24 protein-coding genes are annotated in these 21,363 nt (G+C 68.8%); 7 read left to right on the forward strand and 17 right to left on the reverse strand.

What is annotated here, in order from left to right:
- Positions 1-786, forward strand: a complete 786-nt coding sequence (gene sdhB / locus POL67_RS50260; RefSeq protein ID WP_271929665.1) for a succinate dehydrogenase iron-sulfur subunit — start codon at positions 1-3, stop codon at positions 784-786.
- Positions 787-845: 59 nt separating this feature from the next.
- Here the strand turns inward: sdhB and POL67_RS50265 are convergent, their stop codons facing one another.
- The 6 genes from POL67_RS50265 to POL67_RS50290 all read right to left on the reverse strand — a co-directional run bounded on the left by POL67_RS50265 (position 846) and on the right by POL67_RS50290 (position 6,533).
- Entirely contained in the window at positions 846-1,424 is a 579-nt protein-coding gene (locus POL67_RS50265; protein ID WP_271929668.1) for a hypothetical protein, read from the reverse strand.
- Between the two features lie 49 nt (positions 1,425-1,473).
- Positions 1,474-2,355 (reverse strand): branched-chain amino acid ABC transporter permease, encoded by an 882-nt coding sequence (locus tag POL67_RS50270; RefSeq protein WP_136927177.1) that lies wholly within the window; start codon positions 2,353-2,355, stop codon positions 1,474-1,476.
- 27 nt (positions 2,356-2,382) lie between these two features.
- Complete coding sequence (locus POL67_RS50275; protein ID WP_271929672.1) at positions 2,383-3,591, reverse strand: ABC transporter substrate-binding protein; 1,209 nt, start codon at positions 3,589-3,591, stop codon at positions 2,383-2,385.
- 109 nt (positions 3,592-3,700) lie between these two features.
- A complete protein-coding gene (locus tag POL67_RS50280) occupies positions 3,701-4,462 on the reverse strand; it encodes a TlyA family RNA methyltransferase (protein WP_271929674.1) in 762 nt (253 codons plus the stop codon).
- Positions 4,459-5,316 (reverse strand): ABC transporter substrate-binding protein, encoded by an 858-nt coding sequence (locus POL67_RS50285; RefSeq protein ID WP_271929677.1) that lies wholly within the window; start codon positions 5,314-5,316, stop codon positions 4,459-4,461. The genes POL67_RS50280 and POL67_RS50285 overlap by 4 nt, the downstream gene beginning before the upstream one ends.
- Positions 5,313-6,533 (reverse strand): S1 family peptidase, encoded by a 1,221-nt coding sequence (locus tag POL67_RS50290; RefSeq protein WP_271929680.1) that lies wholly within the window; start codon positions 6,531-6,533, stop codon positions 5,313-5,315. The genes POL67_RS50285 and POL67_RS50290 overlap by 4 nt, the downstream gene beginning before the upstream one ends.
- A 313-nt stretch (positions 6,534-6,846) precedes the next feature.
- Here POL67_RS50290 and POL67_RS50295 point away from each other — a divergent pair, with 313 nt between their 5' ends.
- The 5 genes from POL67_RS50295 (at position 6,847) to POL67_RS50315 (ending at position 12,440) form a co-directional block, all read left to right on the forward strand.
- Complete coding sequence (locus POL67_RS50295; protein ID WP_271929682.1) at positions 6,847-9,231, forward strand: DNA internalization-related competence protein ComEC/Rec2; 2,385 nt, start codon at positions 6,847-6,849, stop codon at positions 9,229-9,231.
- A gap of 82 nt (positions 9,232-9,313) precedes the next feature.
- Positions 9,314-10,795: a B12-binding domain-containing radical SAM protein gene (locus POL67_RS50300; RefSeq protein ID WP_271929684.1), complete on the forward strand. Its 1,482-nt coding sequence runs from the start codon at positions 9,314-9,316 to the stop codon at positions 10,793-10,795.
- Positions 10,792-11,043 (forward strand): glutaredoxin family protein, encoded by a 252-nt coding sequence (locus POL67_RS50305; RefSeq protein WP_271929687.1) that lies wholly within the window; start codon positions 10,792-10,794, stop codon positions 11,041-11,043. The genes POL67_RS50300 and POL67_RS50305 overlap by 4 nt, the downstream gene beginning before the upstream one ends.
- 43 nt (positions 11,044-11,086) lie before the next feature.
- Positions 11,087-11,755, forward strand: coding sequence for a TlpA family protein disulfide reductase (locus POL67_RS50310; protein ID WP_271929689.1), 669 nt, complete (start codon positions 11,087-11,089; stop codon positions 11,753-11,755).
- 19 nt (positions 11,756-11,774) lie between these two features.
- Positions 11,775-12,440 carry a GbsR/MarR family transcriptional regulator gene (locus POL67_RS50315; RefSeq protein ID WP_271929690.1) on the forward strand — a complete coding sequence of 222 codons (666 nt, stop codon included), beginning with the start codon at positions 11,775-11,777 and terminating at the stop codon, positions 12,438-12,440.
- On the opposite strand, the gene POL67_RS50320 is transcribed toward POL67_RS50315, so the two are convergent.
- From POL67_RS50320 to POL67_RS50370, 11 genes are all read right to left on the reverse strand, one after another.
- Positions 12,441-12,830 (reverse strand): hypothetical protein, encoded by a 390-nt coding sequence (locus tag POL67_RS50320; RefSeq protein WP_271929692.1) that lies wholly within the window; start codon positions 12,828-12,830, stop codon positions 12,441-12,443.
- 11 nt (positions 12,831-12,841) lie between these two features.
- Positions 12,842-13,090: an FHA domain-containing protein gene (locus POL67_RS50325; RefSeq protein ID WP_271929694.1), complete on the reverse strand. Its 249-nt coding sequence runs from the start codon at positions 13,088-13,090 to the stop codon at positions 12,842-12,844.
- Positions 13,087-13,959 (reverse strand): FHA domain-containing protein, encoded by an 873-nt coding sequence (locus tag POL67_RS50330; RefSeq protein ID WP_271929696.1) that lies wholly within the window; start codon positions 13,957-13,959, stop codon positions 13,087-13,089. Before POL67_RS50330 ends, POL67_RS50325 begins: the two co-directional genes overlap by 4 nt.
- A gap of 77 nt (positions 13,960-14,036) precedes the next feature.
- The gene (gene lepB / locus POL67_RS50335; protein ID WP_271929698.1) at positions 14,037-14,675 is read right to left on the reverse strand and encodes a signal peptidase I; all 639 of its coding nucleotides are present in this window, start codon (positions 14,673-14,675) and stop codon (positions 14,037-14,039) included.
- Between the two features lie 71 nt (positions 14,676-14,746).
- On the reverse strand, positions 14,747-15,658 hold the full coding sequence (locus tag POL67_RS50340; RefSeq protein WP_271929699.1) for a trypsin-like serine peptidase: 912 nt from the start codon (positions 15,656-15,658) through the stop codon (positions 14,747-14,749).
- 144 nt (positions 15,659-15,802) lie between these two features.
- On the reverse strand, positions 15,803-16,345 hold the full coding sequence (locus POL67_RS50345; protein ID WP_271929700.1) for a hypothetical protein: 543 nt from the start codon (positions 16,343-16,345) through the stop codon (positions 15,803-15,805).
- A gap of 76 nt (positions 16,346-16,421) precedes the next feature.
- Entirely contained in the window at positions 16,422-17,186 is a 765-nt protein-coding gene (locus POL67_RS50350; RefSeq protein WP_271929702.1) for a hypothetical protein, read from the reverse strand.
- A 20-nt stretch (positions 17,187-17,206) separates the two neighbouring features.
- Positions 17,207-18,061, reverse strand: a complete 855-nt coding sequence (locus POL67_RS50355) for a hypothetical protein (RefSeq protein ID WP_271929704.1) — start codon at positions 18,059-18,061, stop codon at positions 17,207-17,209.
- A gap of 524 nt (positions 18,062-18,585) precedes the next feature.
- Positions 18,586-18,825 carry a hypothetical protein gene (locus tag POL67_RS50360; RefSeq protein WP_271929706.1) on the reverse strand — a complete coding sequence of 80 codons (240 nt, stop codon included), beginning with the start codon at positions 18,823-18,825 and terminating at the stop codon, positions 18,586-18,588.
- Between the two features lie 457 nt (positions 18,826-19,282).
- The gene (locus POL67_RS50365; protein WP_271929708.1) at positions 19,283-19,804 is read right to left on the reverse strand and encodes a hypothetical protein; all 522 of its coding nucleotides are present in this window, start codon (positions 19,802-19,804) and stop codon (positions 19,283-19,285) included.
- Positions 19,801-20,346 (reverse strand): hypothetical protein, encoded by a 546-nt coding sequence (locus POL67_RS50370; protein ID WP_271929710.1) that lies wholly within the window; start codon positions 20,344-20,346, stop codon positions 19,801-19,803. Before POL67_RS50370 ends, POL67_RS50365 begins: the two co-directional genes overlap by 4 nt.
- A 509-nt stretch (positions 20,347-20,855) precedes the next feature.
- Here POL67_RS50370 and POL67_RS50375 point away from each other — a divergent pair.
- Positions 20,856-21,362, forward strand: a complete 507-nt coding sequence (locus POL67_RS50375; protein ID WP_271929712.1) for a hypothetical protein — start codon at positions 20,856-20,858, stop codon at positions 21,360-21,362.
- Position 21,363: the final 1 nt, after the last annotated feature.

Consider the following 21,363-nt stretch of genomic DNA (forward strand, 5'->3'; position numbering starts at 1 on the left):
ATGGCGAACGACACGACGAAGGGCACCGGGCGTCTCGTGCATCTGCGCGTCAAGCGCCAGGACAGCCCCGATCTCCCGGAGACGCGGCGGTGGGAGGAGTTCAAGGTCCCCTACCTGCCGCAGATGAACATCATCAGCGCGCTGCAGCAGGTGCAGAAGGAGCCGCGCACGGTCGACGGGAAAGAGGTCGCGCCGGTCGTGTGGGAGTCGTCGTGCCTCGAAGAGGTCTGCGGCGCGTGCACGATGGTGATCAACGGGCGCGTGCGTCAGGCGTGCTCGGCGCTCGTGGACCAGATCGCGCCGAACGGCGAGATGATCCAGGTCGAGCCGATGACGAAGTTCCCGCTCGTGCGTGACCTCATCGTCGACCGCGAGCGCATGTTCCAGGACATGAAGAAGGTCAAAGCGTGGATCGACATCGACGGGACGCACGAGCTCGGCCCGGGTCCACGCGAGAGCCCCGAGGCGCAGCAGGAGCGCTACCCGCTGTCGCGCTGCATGACGTGCGGGTGCTGCGTCGAGGCGTGCCCGCAGTACAACGATTCGACGCAGTTCGTCGGGCCGTTCGCGCTGAACCTCGTGCGGCTCTTCAACATGCATCCGTCGGGCGCGCTGCATAAGAACGCGCGGCTGGAGACGGTCATGGGCGAGGGCGGCGTGCAGGACTGCGGGAAGTCGCAGAACTGCGTGGAGGTTTGTCCGAAGGAGATCCCGCTCGTCGATTCGATCGCGCAGGTGTCGCGGGATGCGACGAAGCGGCTTCTGTTCGGCTGGTTGCTCAAGTAGAGCGACGCCCTCACCCCCAACCCCCTCTCCCTCGCGGGAGAGGGGGCTCAGAGGCGGGATCAGCGGTAGGGCAACCCGAAGCCCATGCCGGGCATGTAGCCGCCGGGGCCATATCCCAGGCCATTCGGCATGAGCGTGTTCGTGTTGCGCGTCTGCGCGACGATGCGCGGCGTGAGCAGATGGCTGACGAGCGTGCACGTCTGGTGCTGCAGGTAGGTCTGGTTGCAGCCGATCCAGACGCCAAGCGAGCTGCGTCCGCCGTCGTCCTCGTAGCGAACGACCTCCCCCGTGGGCATGACGCTGAGCCAGGCTTCTGAATCTTCGCCCTGCGAGGCGTGGAGGATGCCGACGTTGCCGAGGAGCTTGTCGCCAGGGCCGACGAGCTTGCCGCCGGGCTCCAGGAGCGCGATGGGGTCGTTGTTCGGGTCGTAGACGCGCCCGCCACGGTCGACGGTCATCTCCTGGCTGTCGTTCAGCATCACGCGGCCGTCGGGGTAGACATCCACGACGGCGACGCCGACGACCCAGCGGGCGCGGGGCACGTCGAGCATCGCGCCGCCGCGGGCCCAGTTGGCCGGAGCGCCCGGCGCGCAGGCGCCGAGAAGGAGGGCGGAGGCGAGGATCAAGCGCCGCATCATCGGTCCAAGGATAGTACGCAAGCGAGCCCTCGGTCAGGGCCCGGCACGATCAAACCTTCTCGATCGAGGCCTTTCCGAGCAGGCCCGTGGGCTTGACGAGCAAAACGGCGATCAGCGCCGTGAAGACCAGGACATCCTGCAGGCCAGAGTACGCCGTGAGCTTGGTCATCTCGCCGATGATGCCGATGAGCAGGCCGCCGAGCATCGCGCCCGGGATGCTGCCGATGCCGCCGATGACGGCGGCGACGAACGCGCGGTTGCCGATGACGACGCCCATCGTCGGGTAGACCTGCGACTGATCGAGGCAGTAGAGGACGGCGCCGAGCGCGGCGAGGACCGAGCCCGTGATGAACGTGATCGAAATGACGCGGCTCGTGCGGATGCCCATGAGGCGCGCGGCCTCGATGTTCACGCTGAGCGCGCGCATCGCCTTGCCCATCCAGGTCTTGTGCACGACGAACCAGAGCGCGCTCATCACGGAGAAGGCCGCGATGAAGATGACCTTGCGCGTGTCCTCGATCGGCAGGAGCTGCGGATAGCCGCGGTACTGCGCGGTAAAGAGGAGCTGGGCGAGGTTCTGGAGCAGCACGCTCATGCCGAGCGCCGTGACGAGCGGGGTGACGCGGGTGTTCGCCTTGCCCTTGCCGCGCGTGCGCAGCGGGGCGTAGGCGATGCGCTCGACGATCATGCCGAGCAGACCCGCGAAGGCCATGGCGGCGAGCGTCCCGCCCACGCCGGCGAGGACCGGCGCGTCCTTGCCGCCGAGCGCCGTGATGGCGAAGAAGCCGATGAAGGCGCCCATCATGAACACCTCGCTGTGGGCGAAGTTGATGAGCTTCAGGATGCCGTAGACCATCGTGTAGCCGAGGGCGACGAGCGCGATCATCGACCCCTGGGCGAGCCCCGTGATGAGGGCGTTGAGGATCTTCATGGCCATGGAATCACTCGACCTCGCGCCTCAGGGCTTTTGAGCCTTGTCGTTCACCGCCGCAAAGTAGGTGAACTTCTTGTTCTTGATCTGAACGATCACGATGGATTTGTCCGCGTTGCGGTTCGGGTCGATGGTGATCGTGCCCGTCGCGCCGGCGAAGTTCTTCGTCTCGGCGATCGCGTCGCGGATGGCCTCGGGCGTGTCGCCCTTGGCGCGGCCCATGGAGTCGAAGAGGAGCTGCGCCGAGTCGTAGCCGAGCGACGAGAGGCTCGACGGATCCCGCTTGAAGCGCTCCTTGTAAGCCTTCAGGAAGGCCTGCGCGTTCGGCCAGGGGACGTCGGGCGCGTAGTGGTTCGTGAAGTACGCGCCCTCCATCTCCTCGCCCGCGTCCTGGAGGAGCGTCTCGGCGTCCCAGCCGTCGCCGCCGACGAACATGCTGCCCGGCATGCCCGCGGCCTTGGCCTGCCGCGCGATCGGGACCATCGCGTTGTAGTAGATCGGCGCGTAGACGAGCTCGGGCTTCGCGTCGCGGATCTCGTTGATGTACGTGGTGAAGTTCGTCTCGGTCTTGATGAAGCTCTTCTCCACGACGATCTCGCCGCCGAGCTTCTTCGCGGCGTCGCGGAACTGCGTCGCGAGGCCCGAGGAGTAGACGTCGTCGGAGGCGTAGAGGATCCCGATGCGCTTCTTGCCCATCGTCTTCACCACGAACTCGGCGCCCATCTGGCCCTGCGTGTCGTCCGTGAAGCAGACGCGGAAGACGAAGGGCCCGATCTGCGTGACCTCAGGCGCCGTCGCCGAGGACGTGATCATCGGGATCTTGTGCTTGTTCGCGACGATGCCCCCGATCGTGGAGCGCGAGGAGGCGACCTCGCCGAGCAGCGCCACGACCTTGTCCCGCGTGATGAGCTGCAGGACCTTGTTGTTCGTCTCCTGCGGGTTCGACTTGTTGTCCTCGTAGAAGACCTTCACGGGCCGGCCCTTCACGCCGCCCTTCTTGTTGACCTCGTCGACCGCGAGCTCGATGCCTTCCTTGGTCTCGATGCCGAACTGCGTCTCGGCGCCCGACAGGCTCAGGTACGCGCCGACCTTCCAGGGCTCGGCCGCCGCGGGGATGCTCGGATCCTTGCCCGCGGCCTCCTTCTGAGGCGCGTCCTTCGGGGTGCATGCGAAAAGCCCCAGCGCGCTCGCGCCGAGGGCCACGATCGCCATCACCCAACGCCGTCGTCCGAGCATCGACCTCTCCTCGCCGGTCAGGGCCGCGAAATCGCGCGATGCCCCGTGCCGGCCGATGAGTACCATCATCGTCGCATGTCGTCAGCCCCGAGCGCGCGCGGCCTCGGGATCAGCCGGCGCGGCGGCGCGCCCAGACGAACCGCTCCACGTTGCCTTTGGGCCCGTGAACCGCGCTGTCGACCTCGGCCACGACCTCGAACCCGCCTTCCTCGACGGCCCGACGCGCCGCGGCGATCGCGGCCTGCCGCGTGTCCTCATCCCGGATGACGCCCCGTCCCCGCGAGGCAGCCTCCCGACCCGCCTCGAACTGCGGCTTGACGAGCGCGACGAGGTCCGCGCCCGGATCGAGCAAGGCCGCGATCGCGCCGATGAGCTTGCCGATGCCGATGAACGAGGCGTCGACGACGACGAGGTCGACGCCCACGGGAAGATCGCTGCGGCCAAGGTCGCGCGCGTTCACCCGCTCGCGGACGTCGACGCGCGGGTCTGCGCGGAGCTTCTCGGCGAGCTGGCCGTAGCCGACGTCGACGGCCACGACGAGCGCGGCGCCGCGCTGGAGCAGGCAATCGGTGAAGCCGCCCGTGGAGGCGCCGACGTCGAGGCAGCGACGGCCGGCGACGTCGAGGCCCTTTTCGGCGAAGGACGTGAGCGCGTGGTCGAGCTTGTCACCGCCGCGGGAGACGAAGCGCGGCGGCGCGGCGACGCGGAGAGGCGCATCGGGCGCAACGAGCGCGCCGGGTTTGTCCACGCGCACGTCGCTGCACGTGACCTTGCCGGCCATGATGAGGGCCTGCGCTTGCGCGCGGGTCTCGGCGAGGCCGAGGGTGACGAGGAGGGCATCGGCGCGAACGCGGGCGGGCGAGCGGGTCATGGGGCTTTCGCGAGGTCCTCGCCGTGGATGGCGCGGGCGACGGCGAAGAGTCCATCACCGATGCGGGGGCCGGGGCGCAAGACGTCCGAGCCGACGACGCGGATCTGGCCTTTCTGGACGGCGCGGAGCTCACGCCAGCCGGGCGTGTTCTCCACGCGCTCGCGGAGCGTCTTCGTGGCGCGCATGTCGGAGGCGCCGTCGAGCAGGACGTCGGGATCGAGCGCGAGCAGGTGCTCGAGGCCGATCGTCGGGTACGCGCCGCCGCGGGTGATGACGTTCTCGCCGCCCGCGAGGCGCACGAGCTCATCGGGAAAACTGCCCGGACCGGCGACGACGATCGGCGACACGTCGAACACGAAGAGCACGCGTTTTTTAGGTTTTCCCGCGACGAGCGCGGCGAGCGTGTTCCGTTTCTCCTCGATGCCCTGCGCGATCCGCTTCGCCTCGGCCTCGTGGCCCACGCGGCGACCGAGCTCGACGATCATGCTCGTGATGCCGTCGAGGGACTCGGTCTCGGGGAAAAACGTGTCGATGCCGTGGGCGCGCAGCCCCTCTTCGAGCGCGGGCCCGGCGGGGCCACGCGCGCCGACGACGAGCGTGGGCGCGAGCGCGACGATCGCCTCGACGTTTGGATCGGCGTACCCGCCGACGACGGGCAGCGCCTCGGCCTCCTTCGGAGCGTCGCAGTACCGGGAGCGCCCGACGAGCAGGCCTCCGGCGCCGATCGCGAACATCGTCTCCGTCGTGCTCGGCGAGAGCGAGACGACACGAAGCGGTTTGTCCTTGCCGGTGCCCCGCGAGCACGCGGAGAAGGCGAGCGCGGCGAGCGCGAGGGTGAACGAGCGTCGCTTCACCGCGTGCGGCGCCGCAGACCGAGCGCGACGAGCGCGAGCGCGAAGATGCCGCCGCGCCAGGGCACGGGCTTCGTCGGATCGGCGTTCACGCTGCAGGAGCTGTCGTTCGAGAGGTCGGGACCGGGCGTTTCTTCCTCGCCCCAGCCGGCGCCCGACGAACCTTCGCCCTTGAAGCAGACGCCCTGGCCGTTGCTGTCGGCATCGCAGTACCAGCCGTCGGGGCAGGGCGCCTTCTCGTTGCAGAGGCGCGTGCAGTACTGCTCCTTGCCGTCGTTCACGCAGCGGCCCGAGGCGCAGTCCGAGGGCTCATTGCAGGCGTCGCCGGGCGTGTACGTGTAGTCGGGGTCCGTCGACGCGCCGTTCGCCCACGCGGGCACGGGATAACCGCCCATCTCCGCGGCCTTGATCGCCGTGTCCTTGATCCACTGATCCCAGGCCTTCACGTAGCCGTAGATCGGAGTCGAGCAGTTGAAGCCGCCGCGCGAGGTCACGCCGATGACGCGGTTCTTCAGGTCGATCGCAGGCCCACCGGAGTCCCCCTGGCAGACGCCGGCGTTGCCCATCCACTCGGTCGTTTTGACCTGCCCCTGCGGGCACTCCTCGGTGACGCAGGTGATGGTGAGGTCGTCACGGCGGCGACGCGCGCCCGCGCCGTTGCCCGCGCCGTCCGTCGCGCCGAACCCGATCGCGGAGTACTTCTCGCCCGTGACAAGCGGCTCGTCGAGGCGCGGCACGAGGGGCTTCGCTTCCGCCTCGGGGATGTTCTCCGCGAGGATCAGGATCGCCTGATCCTGGCCGCAGAAATCGTCACCGGCGGGCAGGAGCACGACTTCCTTGGTGGCCCGGTACTCCGAGGGGTTTTGCGAGAGCTCGGGCCCGGTCGTGACGAGGTAGCTGCTCGGCGCGGCGGGCGGAGAGAACTTGGTCACACCGCACTCGACGGTGCCTTGGTTGTTGTTGATCTCCGAGACACAGTGGCGCGCCGTGAGCACGAGGTTCGGCGCGAGGAGCGAGCCGGTGCAGATGCCGCCGAGGTTCGTCGCGTAAATCCCGACGACCGCGGTGTCTTTGTCGTCCGGATAGCCGCCGCTGATGTCGAGCTCCGCCTCGGCAACGGCGCCCTCGGGCGCCGGTTGCGACACGTCACCGCAGCCGGCGACGAGCGCGAAAACGCCGAGGAACAGGGCAAAACGAGCGCGGGGCGGACACGAGACCATCAGCGACCTCCAGGGAGCGGCACGCGCGTGCGCCACGATGCATCGGGAGAGCACGCGCAAGGAGGCGCCATTGTAGAAAGGCGCCTCCGGACGCGCACGCGTTCTCTGTGCGACGCCCGCGGGATACGAGAGTTTTACGCGGCGCGGAATCCTGCAATCCGATTGCAAGACGTGGGGGAGAGGGCGGGCCACGCGCCTTCGCCAAGGTGGCGGCCGCCGGGGCCCGCCATGGCGGCGCCAGGGTGTTGGGTGAGCGATCGCGCGGAATTCCGGCCGATGCAAGGGCGGCCCGGCGCTTGCTGCATCGCGGGACGTGACCGACAAGCTGCTGCTCACCGCGCTCGCGCTCGCCGCGGGTTCCGCCCTGGCACGCGCGCCGCTTCCCGCCGCACTCGCGGCCGTGGTCTCGCTCTTCCTCTTGCGCCGTCACCTCGAACGGTGGGCGCTCGTGGTCCTCGCGCTCGTCCTCGCCCTCGGCGCGCTGCGGGCCCGCGCGGCGATCGACGAAGCCGCGGCCCTGCACGCGCGCGTGACCGAGGCGCTCGGCCCTCCAGGCCGCTGCGAAGGGGAAGCTATCGTGCTGCGTTCGCCGGTGGTGCAGCGCGGCGAGCCCGCGCCTCCAGGAGAAGAACGCGGCGAGGCCCGCATCGAGGTGGAGCTCTTCCAGGGCGCCTGTGAACGTGGCCCGCTCGAAGGGCCGCTCCGCGCGAGGCTTCACGGCGCACCCGAGGATCTCGCGCGTGGCGATCGCGTGCGTCTCGTCGCGGACCTCGCCCCGGTCCATCTCTTCCTGAACGAGAGCCTGCCCGACCCGCGCCCCTCCATCGCGCGGAGCGGCGTCGCCGCGTCGGGTGGCCTCGTCGATCTCGAACGCGTCTCGCGCGGCCAGGGCATCCCCGCGTGGATCGATCGCGCCCGCGCCCACGTGCGCCGCCGCATCGAGGCGACGTTCCACCCCGAGGCCGAGCCGCTCGCGCGCGCCCTCGTCCTCGGCGAGACGGATCTCCACGAGGCCGACAACGAGGCCTTCCGCCGGAGCGGCCTGTCTCATCTGCTCGCGGTCTCCGGCACGCACCTCGTTCTCGCCGTCGCGGGCCTCGCGGCCGCCGCGCGCGCCTTGCTCCTGCGCGTCACGCCGCTCTCGGCGCGCCTCGACGTCGGCCGCATCTCCGCGGCGCTCGCGATCCCCACGTCGTGGCTTTATGCGGATTTCGCGGGCGGCAGCGGCTCGGCGTTGCGCGCCGCGGGCATGCTCTCCGTGGTGATGCTCGTGCGCGCGCTCGGCCGTCGCCCGAGCGGCGTGCGTGCCTTCGGCGGTTCGCTCCTGCTCGCGGCGATCCTCGATCCGCTCGTCGGCAGCGACCCGTCGTTCGTCCTGTCCGCGGCGGCGACGGCGGGGCTGCTCGGGCTCGATCGACCCATCGCGCACCACCTCGTGCGTGGCCCCGCGCTCGTGCGCGCCGTGTTGCGACCGATCGCCACGACGCTCGCCGCGATGGTCGGCTGCACGCCGTTCCTCGCGATGATGACGCCTTCCTTGTCGTTGCTCGGCATCCTCGCGAACCTCGTCGCCGCGCCGATCGGCGAGCTCGCGGCGCTGCCCGTTTGCCTCCTGCACGCCACGCTCGCGTGGGCGCCTCCGGTCGAGCGTGGCGCGGCCCTCCTCGGCTCGGGCGCGCTGCTCGCAGTGCGCGCGGTCGCCCGCGTGACGAGTGATCTCGGCGGGATCGTCACCTTCCCACCGCCCACGCCCTCCCAGCTCGCAGCCGTGGCCGTCACTGCGCTCGCCGCGATCCTCGCCAAGGACGCGCTTCGCCGCGGCGCTGCGCTCGCGCTCGGGTTTGCCGCGCTCCTCGTGCTGGAGCAGGGCGCCGCCCATGCGGGGAGCGCCCGAGGACGGCTCCGCGTCCGCACGCTCGACGTGGGCCAGGGCGATTCGATCCTCATCGACCTGCCCGACGGAAAAACCATGCTCATCGACGGCGGAGGCTTCATGGGGAGCCCTGTCGACACGGGGACACGTGTCGTGCTCCCCGTGCTGCGCGCGCTTCGCAAGGAGCGCGTCGACATCGTCGTCCTCTCGCACCCGCACCCGGATCACTTCGGCGGTCTCGTCTCCACGCTTCCCGCGATCGAGGTCGGCGAGCTGTGGGACACGGGCCAGGGCGAAGACCACGGCGCTGGGCCGACCTACGCTTCGATGCTCGCGAACCTACGTCACCGGAAGATCCCGATTCGCAGGCCCGACACGCTCTGCGGCAAACACGTGATCGGCGGCGCCACCATCGAAGTCCTCGCCCCCTGCCCCGGGTTCGTCCCCGACGAGAGCGCGAACGACAACTCCTTCGTTCTACGCATCACCTACGGCCAAAGGTCGGCGCTGCTCGTCGGTGATGCCGAGGCCGCGGCCGAACGCTCGCTCGTCGAAAAGAACCCGGCCGCCCTCCGCGCCGATCTCCTCAAGCTCGGCCACCACGGCAGCCGCACCTCCACGACGCCGACTTTCCTCGACGCCGTGCGCCCGAGCGTGGCCCTCGTCTGCTCCGGCGTGCGCAACCGCTACGGCCACCCCGACCCCGGCGTCCTCGCCTCGCTGCGCGCCCGCGCCATCACCATCGCCCGGACCGACCGGGGCGGCGACGTTGTTTGGGAGACCGACGGCGAGGCCGTACACCTCGCGCGCCCCTCCGCCCGCTGACGCGGGGATCTCGGGTGTTTCCTTGAGGAAATCGGCTGGGATCGCTTGCGCCACCGAGCCTGCTGAAGGAGTCTCTTCCCGAATGTCACGTGACGTCACCGTGGCGACCATCCGGCGGCGGCTCGCCGAGGAGGTCGGCCGCCTCGACAAACACGCGCCCTGGCGCATCGCGCTCGCCTACCCGTCGCCTTACCGCACGGGCATGAGCTCGCTCGGCTTCCTCCAGATCTACAAGTCGATCCAGAACGAGCCCGACATGGCCGCGGATCGCGCCTTCCTGCCCGACGACGAGCACGGGCCGCGCGCCGTCCCGCTCACGTACGAGTCGCGGTGCCCGCTCAGCGATTACCCGGTGATCGCCATGAGCGTCGCCTACGAGCTCGAGGTCGCGGGCGTCATCCGCCTGCTCGAAGCCACGGGGATCGCGCCGCTCCGCGAGGAACGTTCGTTTCGTGATCCCTTCATCCTCGCAGGCGGCCCGCTGACGAACTCGAACCCGCTGCCGCTCGCGGCCTTCGCCGACGCGATCGTCATGGGCGAAGCCGACACGCTCGCCGTCGACGTGCTTCGCATCCTGCGCGACACGCCCTCGCGCGAGGCCGCCCTCGACGCGCTCGCGAAGACCCCACACGTCTTCGTCCCCGCGCGCCACGGCACCTCCATGCCCGGCATCGCGCAGTGCGACGACGACCTTTTGCCCGCGTGGGCCCCGATCCGCACGCCCGACACCGAGCTCTCGAACATGTTCTTGATCGAGACCGAGCGCGGCTGCTCGCGCGGCTGCACCTACTGCGTGATGCGCCGCTCGACGAACGGCGGCATGCGCATCGTCCCCAAGGACAAGATCCTCGGCCTCATCCCCGAGGACGCGCGTCGTATCGGCCTCGTCGGCGCCGCCGTCAGCGATCACCCGAAGATCGTGGAGATCGTCCGCACCCTCGCCGAGCGCGGCTGCGAGGTCGGCCTCTCCAGCCTGCGCCCGGACAAGCTCTCGGACGAGTTCGTCGGCGCGCTCAAGCTGGCCGGCTACCGCACGCTCACCACCGCGATGGACGGCACGAGCGAGCGCGTGCGCGAGACGCTCGATCGGCGCGCGCGCATCCGCCACCTCGAGCGCGCGGCCGAAATGGCGCGCAAGCACGGCATGCCGCGCATGAAGCTCTACTTGATGATCGGCGTGCCCGGCGAGGAAGACGTGGACGTCGATGAGTGCGTCCGCTTCGTCACGCAGCTCTCCCAGCAAATCCCCATCGCGCTCGGCATCGCGCCCTTCTGCCCGAAGCGAAACACACCGCTCGCGCATGCGCCGTTCGCGGGCATCGACGTGGTGAACGCGCGTCTCGAACGGCTGCGCCGTGGCCTCAAGGGCCGGGCCGACGTGCGCTCGACGAGCGCGAAGTGGGCCTGGGTCGAGGCCGTGCTCGCGCAGGGCGGCGAGGCCGAGGGCCGCGCGGTGCTCGACGCCGTGCATGCCGGCGGCACCTTCGCCGCCTACAAGCGCGCGTTCGAGGCCTTCACCCCGAAGAAGCCGAAGAAGAGTCTCACCATCGTCGCCAGCGCATGAAGACCATCACCCTGTACACACGGGAGCGATGTCACCTCTGCGACGTGGCCAAAGAGGCGCTCGAACAGGTGCGCAGCACGGAGCCCTTCGAGCTTCTGGTCGTGGACCTCGACCACGAGGCCCCGGCCGAAAAGCGCGCGGCCTACGATTGGGACGTGCCCGTCCTGGAGCTCGACGGCCGTAAAATCATGAAGCACCGCGTCGACGAGGCGCGGCTCCTGCGGTTGATCCGCGCATCCGAGGCGTGAGCGAGTGGGCGCAAGGGCGCCCTTGCGCTATGGAGGTCGAGGCATGAAGTCGTCCACGCTCCTGCAGATCGTCTTCATCGTGGCCGCGGCCATCGCCGTCTTCGGCTTCGTCACGGCCGCGAAGAACGATCAGGTCCGCGCGAGCTGCACCGCGATGTGTGGCCTCAGCCCCGCGTACGCCGGCCGCGATCGTCTCGCGCCCGACTTCGAGCTGCCCGACCTCGACGGCAAACCCGTCCGGCTCTCGTCGTTCCGCGGCAAGGTCGTCTTCCTCAACTTCTGGACCGAGACGTGCGGCCCCTGCAAAGAGGAAATGCCCTCGCTCGCCACGCTCGCGCGCGTGCTGCACGGCCGCAAGGACATGGTCCTCCTGACCGTCACGATCGACGAGGACCGCACGAAGGTGCGTGACCTCCTGCGCGTGTTGCTCGACGGCGACCCGCCCTTCCCCGTGCTCTTCGACACGGACTCGAAGATCGTCGCCGACCGCTACGGCACGAAGCTCTTTCCGGAGACCTGGCTCATCGACAAGAACGGCATCATCCGCGCCCGCTTCGACGGCGCACGCGACTGGTCCGAGGCGAGCGCCATCGAGATCGGCGAGATGCTCAAGAAGCCCTCGGGCGCGGTCCTCGACTTCGGCTGCCCCGTCGACTTCATCCAGGGCGTGCCTCGCGGCAAACACGCGTCCCTGTGCATGGACGACTCCTGAAGCTACATTGGCGCCCGCGATGACTTCTCGCAGGCCAGACGGAGAACCGAGCGCCCCCGACGAACGCGTCGTCGCCGCGCGCCAAGCGCTGCTCGAAGGCGTCGGCGCGGAGATCGCCGCCTCGTTCCCCGGCATCACGCGGCTCGGCGGGCAGGTCGTCGCCGCGCTCTACCTCGCCGACAGCCCGCGCTCGATGGACGAGCTCTCGATGGAGCTCGGCCGATCGAAGAGCAACATCTTCGCGAACCTGCGCGGCCTCGAAGCGGCGGGCATCATCGAGCGCCGACGCGAGTCCGGCGCGCGGCACGACTCGTACACGCTGCGAGGCAAGTACCCCGACGTGATCATCGGCGCCTACCTCGCGCGCCTGCGCCGCGTCGTGCAGGACAAACGCGCCCTCTCGCGCCGCGCCCTCGGCCTGCTCGGCGACGCGCAGGGCGACGAGGCGAACGCGCTCCGCAAGCGGCTCGACGACCTCTCGCGCAAATACGATCTCTTCGCCGAGCTGATGGACCGCTACGTCCCGAACACGGACGGCCCGGTGGACCTCGAACGGCTCATCGCCCTGATCCCCGAGCCCGTCCTGCGCGCGCTCATGACGGCCGTGAAGGCCGCGTTCTCCGTGGCCGACACGATCGCCACGCACCACGAAGAAGCGCTCCGTCGCGCGAACCGCAAGCGCTGACTAGCTCGCCGCTTGATCCTGTTCGAGCATCCGCTCGATCCGATCCCGCACGATCCGCGCCGTCGCCATCCGTTCGAACTCGCCCGCGTCCGCCGGCAGCAGCTTGCACGCGAGCGTCCGCGCATCCGCCACCGGCGCCGCTCCCTCCGCGAGCCACACGACCACGTGCGGACTCGCCAGCGCCTCGTCGAGCTTCAAGATCGACGGCGTTTCCAGGCCGATCTCCGCCAGCACCGCCGGCACCTCGGCGGGCAGCGGCGACAGCTCGCCGGAGGTCGCCGCCACTGCGTCCGTATGACCGAGCGCGCGCGCGACCGCGGCGCCGAGGGCCGCGAGCGCGCCGCCTGTGGCGTCGGCGAAGCAGAGCGGCCGATGGGGCTTCGTGGTCACGAGGGATCCGCCTAGTTCGTGTTGAGCTCGACGCGCAAGAGCTTGCGGCCGATGAAGAGGTAGTCGCCGTGCCCGAGCTCGCGCTCGCTCTTGATGCGCACGTACGTGCCGTTGCGGCTGTTCAGATCGGTCAGCGAGAAGCGCCCGCTGCTCTCCTCGATCCGGCAGTGCGAGCCCGACATGTAGAGGTCGCCCGGGAAGTTCAGATCGCCGCCTTCGCGCCCGATCTGCAGCGACGAACCACGCGCGCACACCGTCATGCCGACCGCGCCGCCTTGGAGGATCTGCGTGAGCCGGAAGGGGCTCGGATGCTTCGGCGACGAATAAAAATACGTGCCGTCCGGGTCCTGCCCGTCGGAGGGCTTGGGCTCGAATCGAGGCGGAAGAGCTGCTCGCCGGCGAGGAACGTGTCGCTCGGGACGATGTCGACGGTGCCGCGCACGCGGATGTAGACGCCGTTCAGCGAGCCCTCGTCGCGCACGACGAGCTTGCCGTCTCGGTAGAAGAAGTTCGCGTGTTTCGGAGAGACGAACGGATCGTCGGGGAAGACGAGCTGACCGTTTCGGCCGACGATGTGCTGCTCGGCCTTCAGGTGGAAGCTCAGGCCGTCCATGCCTTCGCCGCGGATCAGGATGAGCTTCGCCTTCGCCGGGTTCTGCATGTCCCCGAAGAAGAGCGTCTGCGCGTTCATGATCTCGAGCGGAACCGCAGTCCCGCACCTCCCGCAGAACTTGTGGCCCGAGGGGACGCCGCTCGAACAGGAACGGCAGACGTAGTTACGGGCTTGCTCCATGAGCTCCTCCTGCGATAGGTCCGCGAACTCGCTTCGTGCTGGTGTTTTCTGCGCGGGAACGGCGCCCGCCGCGGGGGCGCGGCGAGGTCCCACGGAGGTCGCCGCGGCGGGCAGCGGCGTCGCGGGGCGATGCAGCGGCGGCGCTGGCGTCGTCGCGGGACGGGCCGAAACGGCCGGACGCACGGGCGCCGGCGGCAGCGGCGTCGGCAGGACGGATTGCCGGCTCCCGAACAGGGCCAGATCGTTGTCGCACGCCGTGCAGCTCGTGGCGCCCATGGAGCTCCACGTGTCGCACTGACCGCAAACGATGCCTATCTCGTGCTGCTCGTTGCCCAACGTCGTTCCTCGGGGACACCCGGTTCTAAACGGCGATCGAGAGGAGGGTCAAGCAAACAAGGATCCGAACGATCGCCTCATCGGATCACCATCATCCGGGCATCCTCGTCGCCCCAGCCGTTCTTGCCGACGAACCGGAAGACCACGCGCTCCTTGCACGTGGCGCGCTCCAGCGTACCGAACTCGCGAGAATCGTCGTAGAGGTCGATGTTGTCGCTGAGCAGATAGACCATGCCCTCGCCCACCTCCGCCTTGAAGGTCGAGGGGCTCGTCTTGGACTTCGTCTGCCCGCGGTAATGCCACCCCCCGCCCATCTCCACGACGCCACACTCGAGCTCGACCTCGGCCTCGGTGTTGGGGTGCAGCGTTTGGTACTTGCGCGTCGGGCACGCCTGGACGGGGTTGTAGCGCTTCCCGTTGACGAGCACGCTCCGCGCGGTGATCTCGATGGAGTCGCCCTCGACGCCGATGATGCGGCCGACCACGTACTGGGTCGGATCCTCGGGATCCTTGCAGCGGACGAGATCCCCGAAGCCCGGCGTGCCTCGGGTCAAGAGGAGCACGAAGTCCCCACCGTCGAGCGTGGGCGCGACCGACGCCGAGAGACGGAGCGTCGTCGGCACGGCCCAGGTCTTGAAGAGCAGCACCCGGAGGAGCCCGAAGACCACCACGAGGGCGAGGACGGTGTAGCCGAGCGCTTTGCCGAATTTCTGCATCGGAGCGCAGATCGTATCGCAGGTGCGGCCGGGCGGGCGAGCATCCGGCGGGCCGCGCCGCGCGCGGGCGCTCAGCGCTGGCAGCTTCGGAAGGGCGGCAGCTCGCTCGGGCTCGTCCCGTTCGCGATTTCCTTGGCGGCGCTGAAGAGCTCACGCCACGCGTCGAGCCGCACGAAGATCGAGGGCGCCGCCGTCGCGTCGTCGCCATCCATCACGGAAGCCGAAACCACGCCGACCACGTCTTGCCGGTTCGCGCTGTAGGCCGGTCCGCCCGAATCGCCGGGGCAAACCGAGGCGACCGCGAAGAAATCGCCGCTGCGCACCTTCCCGATCGGCCCGCCCACGCGCTCGATGCGATGGATCGGCCCACGCGAGAGCGCGCACCTTCCAAACCCGATCGGGTAAATCGACTCGTTTGGCGTGGGCGCCTCCTCGATGCGCGGGCTCAGCGTGGGCACGCCGACGAGCTTCCGCGAGAGCACGAGGATCGCGATGTCGCCCTCGCCCGACACGTAGCCACAATCCGGGCTCACGATCGCGCGCACCTTCACCTCGCCCCAGGGCAGGTCGTCGCCGCCGAGCTCGATGGTGAGGCTCTCCGGATCCTTGTCGCGGTTGTGCACCGTCCCGTCCGCGTCGCGCTCCGAGACGCAGTGGTGCGCCGTGAGCACGAGGTCCTCCGCGATGAGCGTGCCCGTGCACGTCACGTCGCCCACGATCCGCACGACCGCGTTGACCTTGTTCTCGATGTCGAGGTCCACGGGCGGCTGGAAGACGAAGGGGCGCTCCTCGGCCTGACCGTGCGACGCGGGGGTCGCGATCGGGCGCTTGGTGGGCTGGCCGCAGCCGACGAGGAGGGAGGTGGAGACGAAGACGGTCGCCCAAGGCAGACCACCCGAAAGGCGGGCGCCGAGGGAGGAAGGCGGGGAGGAGCGGGGTTCGCGTCGATTCAGCACGCTGGCGATGGCCTCCCGCGTACGCATCGTCGGTGGGTTCCAGTCATCGCTTCCTGAGACGAACCAGAAAAAGAATCGTGACATGGCGGCGCCGATGGGGCATCCGACAACGCCGCCCGATTTTCCTTGGGTGCGTCTTACGTCACGTGACGGACGCGCCCCCGGGCGGCTTCAACGCATCGCGACAAGACCGACCTTCTGCGTCGAACGCTCGTACGCGGCCCGGACGGCGGCGGGATCCGTCATGGGGTCCTCGACGCCCGCGGCCACGACTTCATGGAGGAACGCGGCCTGGCGGCGGGCCTTCGCGACCTGCCACGAGCTGCACGCGACAGCGTCGGCGTCGCAGGCGTCGAGCGCGCCCTCGACGGTCGCGAGGGCCTTTCGCACTTGCCCACGGTGGAAGAGGGCGCGGGCCGCGATGTCGGCGACGCGGGGATCGAGCTGGATGGCGCGGGGGGCCTTGTCGATGACGGCGCTCGCGAGGCCGGGCTGACCACGGTCGACGTACGCCGAGGCGAGGGCCACGACGGAGTCGGCGGTGGGCGAGAGCGCGGCGGCCGATTCGAGGGCGGCCATGTCGACGGAGGTCTCGGTGCCCTTCGTGGTGTCGGCGGGCAGGAGGCGCTTGGAGTGGGTCCCGGGGCCGATGCCCAGGGCGAAAGCGATACCCGCGAGGAGGATGCCGTTCATGAAGAGGAGGCCCGAGCGCATGGTCCGACCGACAGCGCTCGGGCGGGTGGGTTCCCGCGTTTCGAAAAATCCGGACGCGTGTCCGGGCCCCCCTGGGTCAGAGGGCCGCGCCGAGCCCGAAGCTCATGTAATCGCCGGGGCGAATGCTGACGCGCTCGAGCTCCTCCGTGTCGCCCGAGATGCGGGTGTACTCGAAGAAGAGGTGCACGCCGGGGACGCTGAAGTCGTCGCGGTCTTTCCTCTTGCGGAAGGACACGAACAAGGAGGCGCGGAGCTTGTGCTCGCCGAAGCCCTCGTCTTCGAGGCCATCCGTCCGGCCGCCGAAGACGTTGCTCGCGGTCTCCGGGATCCAGCGGTACGTCGCCTCGGCGTCGATGTAGTGCGGCACGATCGTGAAGGCGATACGCGGCTTCAAGTACCCATACCCGTGGGCGTTGAAGCCGCCGCCGACCGCGAGGCTCACGCGCAGGTGGCGGAATGAAATCGGCTGCACGACGAGGCCCAGGTTCGCGCCGAAGCCGCCGAAGTACGATTTGAACAGGGGGAACCCGATCGTGAAATCCCCCTCCATGCCGCCCATGCCCCCGAAGAGCGTGGGCAGCGGCAGGAAGCTCGCGGCGATCGTGAGAGCACCCGTGCCGGCGATCGGCGGGTTCTGCTCGTTTTCCTCGAAATCGAACACGGAGCGCGGCGTGTAGACGATCGCCACGCTCCCGAAGTGGTTCGTGCCGAGGCCGTAGCTCTGCAAAACGTCGTCCGAGGAGAACTCGTCCCTCGGGCTCCAATCGTCGGCGCGCGCCACGCCGGACGCGAGGGCGAGCGCGGCGAAGACGAACGAGGCCGCGGCGATCGGGCGGGGCATTCGTGTACACAAGACCATGGCTAGAACCTCGCCCCCGCCGTGGCGACATACCCGAACTGGCCCGTCCACGGCCGCGCCGTCTCCACGCCCACCGAGAGGTGCAGCCGCCAGAGCATCGCATTCACCGACAAGGTCAGCGGGATCGGCCGCACCGGGTCCACGCGCATGCGGCGCCCGTCCACCTCGCGCGTCTCGATTTCGTCGTCCGCGAGCAGGCCAAAGTCGAGCCCGCGGAAGTTCAGGTCGACCGCCGCCTGGGCGTAGAACGGGCCCCAGGGGACGATGAAGCGGACCGGGATCCCGACGTACTTCTCCTCGACGAGGATGTCCTTGTTGGGGACGATCGCGCTGACGTCGCCGAAGCCGAACCCTCCCTCGATGATGAATCGTTTTCCCGTGTAAACGGTGAAGAGAAAATTCATTCGATACCCGCGGGCGTCGCCGAGGTCCGAGCCGAACCACTTGCGGGTGAAGACGTCGAGCTCGAAGGATTGCTGGCGATAGGCGACGAGCCCCTTGGCGCCCGCCTCGGCCGCCTCGAGGGCGGCCTCGCGTTCTGCGGCGCTCCTGGTGGAGGTCGCGGTGTACGTGGTGGTGGTGACCCGCTCGGTTTCGCCGCGGTTGTTCGTGCGCAAATAGGACGAGGTCGAGACGCTGGTGGAGTCCGGCATGCTCGCCGCGGTGGCGCCGAGCAGATAAAAGATGCCGCCGACCACGATGCCGGAGATGAAGCCACCCCGCTCGACGAAGCGGTACCCGGTGACGAGCGGATTGCCCTGGCCGAGCGAGGAGCCAAACATGCCGCCGCCGCCGCGGATGCTGGCCCCCACGGTGTACCCAGGCCAGCGCAGGCCGCTGTAAGCGTGCGATTGCACCTGGAATTTCGTGAGCTCGGGGGCCGGCGTGGGCGTGGGGGCGATGGGCGCGGGCGGAGTCGGCGATGGGGTCGAACCGGTCGGTGATGAGGTCGAACCGGTCGGCGATGGGGTCGACTCGGCCGGTGATGGGGTCGACTCGGTCGGTGATGGGGTCGACTCGGTCGGTGATGGGGTCGAACCGGTCGGCGGAGGTTGTGCTCCCGATGCTCCCGATGGCGTCGGCGTGTTTGGAGAAGGCGTCGGCGACGTCGGGGTGCCCTGCGCGGCCGCCCCCGGCGCCGCGAGCACGACCAGCCAAGCCGCCGGGAACCACAGGAGATGTTGACGGAAAGAGGACATCGGCCAGGACTTCGAAAAAAGTCCCAGCACTGTAACCGAAGTGCCTATTCGGACGGAAGCACAACGAGGTCGTCCCGGTGGATGACGACGACGCCACCGCGATCGGCCCCCTCCACGAGCGCGCCCCCGCCCGTCGTCCTCATCCCGCCGCCCAGGTCGAGAGGTCGATGGAGATCGAAGCTCTAAACAAGGTCTTGCTCAGGGCTGATCCCTTCGAGGCCGATGTCCTTCACGTCGAGCCCAAAGGCATCGGCTTGCTGCTGCATGAGCGAGACCACCTCGTGCATCGCCATGAGTCGCCCGAGAGCAAAGCCACGGTCTGCTTCGGAGGCCGAGAGAGCCTCCTTCTTCGCTCGGAGCGCCATCTCTTTGAGCAGCCCGCCGAGGTCCCGAAGGTAGAGGGACTCTGTGGATGAATTCATTGTCCACCTCCCGCGCAGAATCTCTGCCGGTGAGCGTCCAAGTTGGCAACCTCCACCAAGTCCTCCGGGATCTCGATAGAGTGTCCGTCCCCGAATTCAATGAGATAGAGAGTCGTCCCGATCGCGCAGCCGAACTGCTTGGCTTGATCGCCGTTTTCGACCTCCCTCATGCCGCAAACTGCCGCCAGACGCCCGGGAAGCATCTCGTGCGGAGCGTTGCTCTTGACCCGAACCGTGTCTCCCCAAGTAGGCCGCTGCATGGCTCCTCTTCTTGGTTGATCGGCAGCCACGGGGTGCCGTCTGGATTGTTTACACCAGGAACGTGCCCGTGGGGCTGTTGCGCGCGTGGATCAGATCGGCACCCCGACGAGCGCGTCCCCGCCCGTCGTGCTCATTCCGCCGCCCACGAACGACCCACCCGCCCCGGAGCTGGTTGGTGGAGCTCTCCGAGCCAGGCTTACTCGACTCGAAGGTTACTCAGTTCCAGGGTCGCAAGACCGTTATCGTCGATGCCAACGATCAAACAATCGGATACCGCGTAGTGACGAATTCCGTGTCGCTGCCGCCCGAAGTCGATCCGAAGCCGAGCTTGTCGCTCAGAGTATTGGAAGCTAGGCACGACACCCATGTCGATCCGGTCCGTGTCGGAGGGCGGTTCAGAGAGACGCACTTTCCCCCCGCCGACCACCTCTGGCGTGGCCAACTCCGTTGTGCGTGTCCAGAGGTCGATGTTCGTGTACGCATCAAACGCAGTAAGAGAGGCATCGCTACCCGAAAACACCATGACGAGCGTGTCTGCGATGGCCAGCCACTTCGGCGAGGTAATGCCGAGCGCGGCATCCACGTTCGCCTGGATGCCACTACGCTCGGGCGCGGCTGGCGTGGGCTCTCGAGCGTACTCCAAGGCTAGCTCGCTTCGGCGGTACACAGCTCGCGCTGCCAGTCTGACTTCAGGGTGGAACTCGACGATGAGGTTCATTTGTAGAGAAAGTGTAGAATGGTGTTATCAGCTTCGCGATAGATGATTTCGAGCGTCCTCGACTTGCCGTTGACGGTGATCTGCTGGAGGATCTTGATCGCCCCGGGAGCGCCCTGCGGGTCAGGCATCCGGGTGCCGTGTTGAATCGCCTCCGCCAACGTGTGGCGCGGAACGTGACGTCCAGCCTCTGCCATGTGAGTCCACCCCTTGCGGCCGGAGTCGATGGCGCTGCCCTCCCCAGAGCCCGCTCCCGACCCCTCCGACCAAGCCTGCCAGAACCCATCCCACCCCACCCCCACCGCCGCATACCCATTCACGAGCATCCCGGCCGACGCCACCGCGATCGGCACCCCGACGATCGCGCCCCCGCCCGTCGTGCTCATCCCACCACCCACGAACGACCCGCCCACGCCGAGCGCCATCTGCACGAGCCCGATGCCAATCTCGCCGATCGCCTTCCCGAGTCGCGCCTGCGGCGTCCCCTTCGCCAATGTCCCCGAATCGATCGCGATCTGCGCCCCGATACTCCCGCCGGGCACCACGCCGATGATCGCCCCGGTCCGAGGGCGGCATCGAGGAGGCCGCCCTCGGCTTCGGCGAAGACGCGGGCAGCATCGCACCACCCTGCACGCGCCTTCGCGGATCCCGCACGCGGCCTCATGCAAGCCGTAGGCGGCCTCCCAAACCCCGCGCGCGGCATCCCGAACCCCGCGCGCGGCTTCGCAGACCCCGCACGCAGCCTCATACAAGCCGCGACCGCCCTCCCTCGACCCTGCGCGCGGCATCGTGGCCCCTGTGCACAGCCTCGGGAAGGCCGCGCCCGGCATCGACGACCCCGCGCGCGGCTTCGGGGAAGCCGCGGACGGCACCTGCGAAGCCGCGCGCAGCATCGATCGACCCCGCCCGCGGCATCCCCCTCCACGAGAGCAGGATTCGGCCCCTTCCCCTTGCGAATAAATCCGCCGTACGCCTCGTCCACACCTTCCTCGCGCCGTTGCGCGTGGAAATGCAATGCACCCGTTCCCCCCGGTTTCGGGGAGGAGATCCCATCATGCCGAATCCCTTGGAGCCCGTCGCGCTCGACGTCCTCGTCCACGATTGCACCTCGCTCGCGCACTTCCTCGTCGACCTGCCGCCGCGCGCCCGCATGGGCATGTGCTCGGAACAGGAAGGTTTCTCGGAAGTCGTCATCGAGATCCTCACCAATCAGGCCTCGCTCGGCGACAAGGCCGGCATCACGAAGTCCGATATCGAGGCCTTCCAGGAGTCGAACCACCGCGTCGCGATGGTCGACGCCCATTTGCCTGCCCTGAAGAAGCTCGTCGAAATGATGGAAGAGACGCGCGCGCTCGAAGACGACAAGAGGCAGCGGCAGGTGAACGCGTTCGCCGATTCGATCGAGCGCCGCGCGAAGATGACGGACGATAAACACCTGCTCGCGAAATACGAGAAGACGCGGACCTATCGGTCGGCGGTCGCGAGGAAGGGCGTCAAGACACGGACGAAGAGCGCCAAGGCGAACGCAGCCGAGGGCGCAGGCGCAAAGGCCCAGGGCTAAA

Source organism: Polyangium mundeleinium (genome assembly GCF_028369105.1).
GTDB lineage: Bacteria > Myxococcota_A > Polyangia > Polyangiales > Polyangiaceae > Polyangium > Polyangium mundeleinium.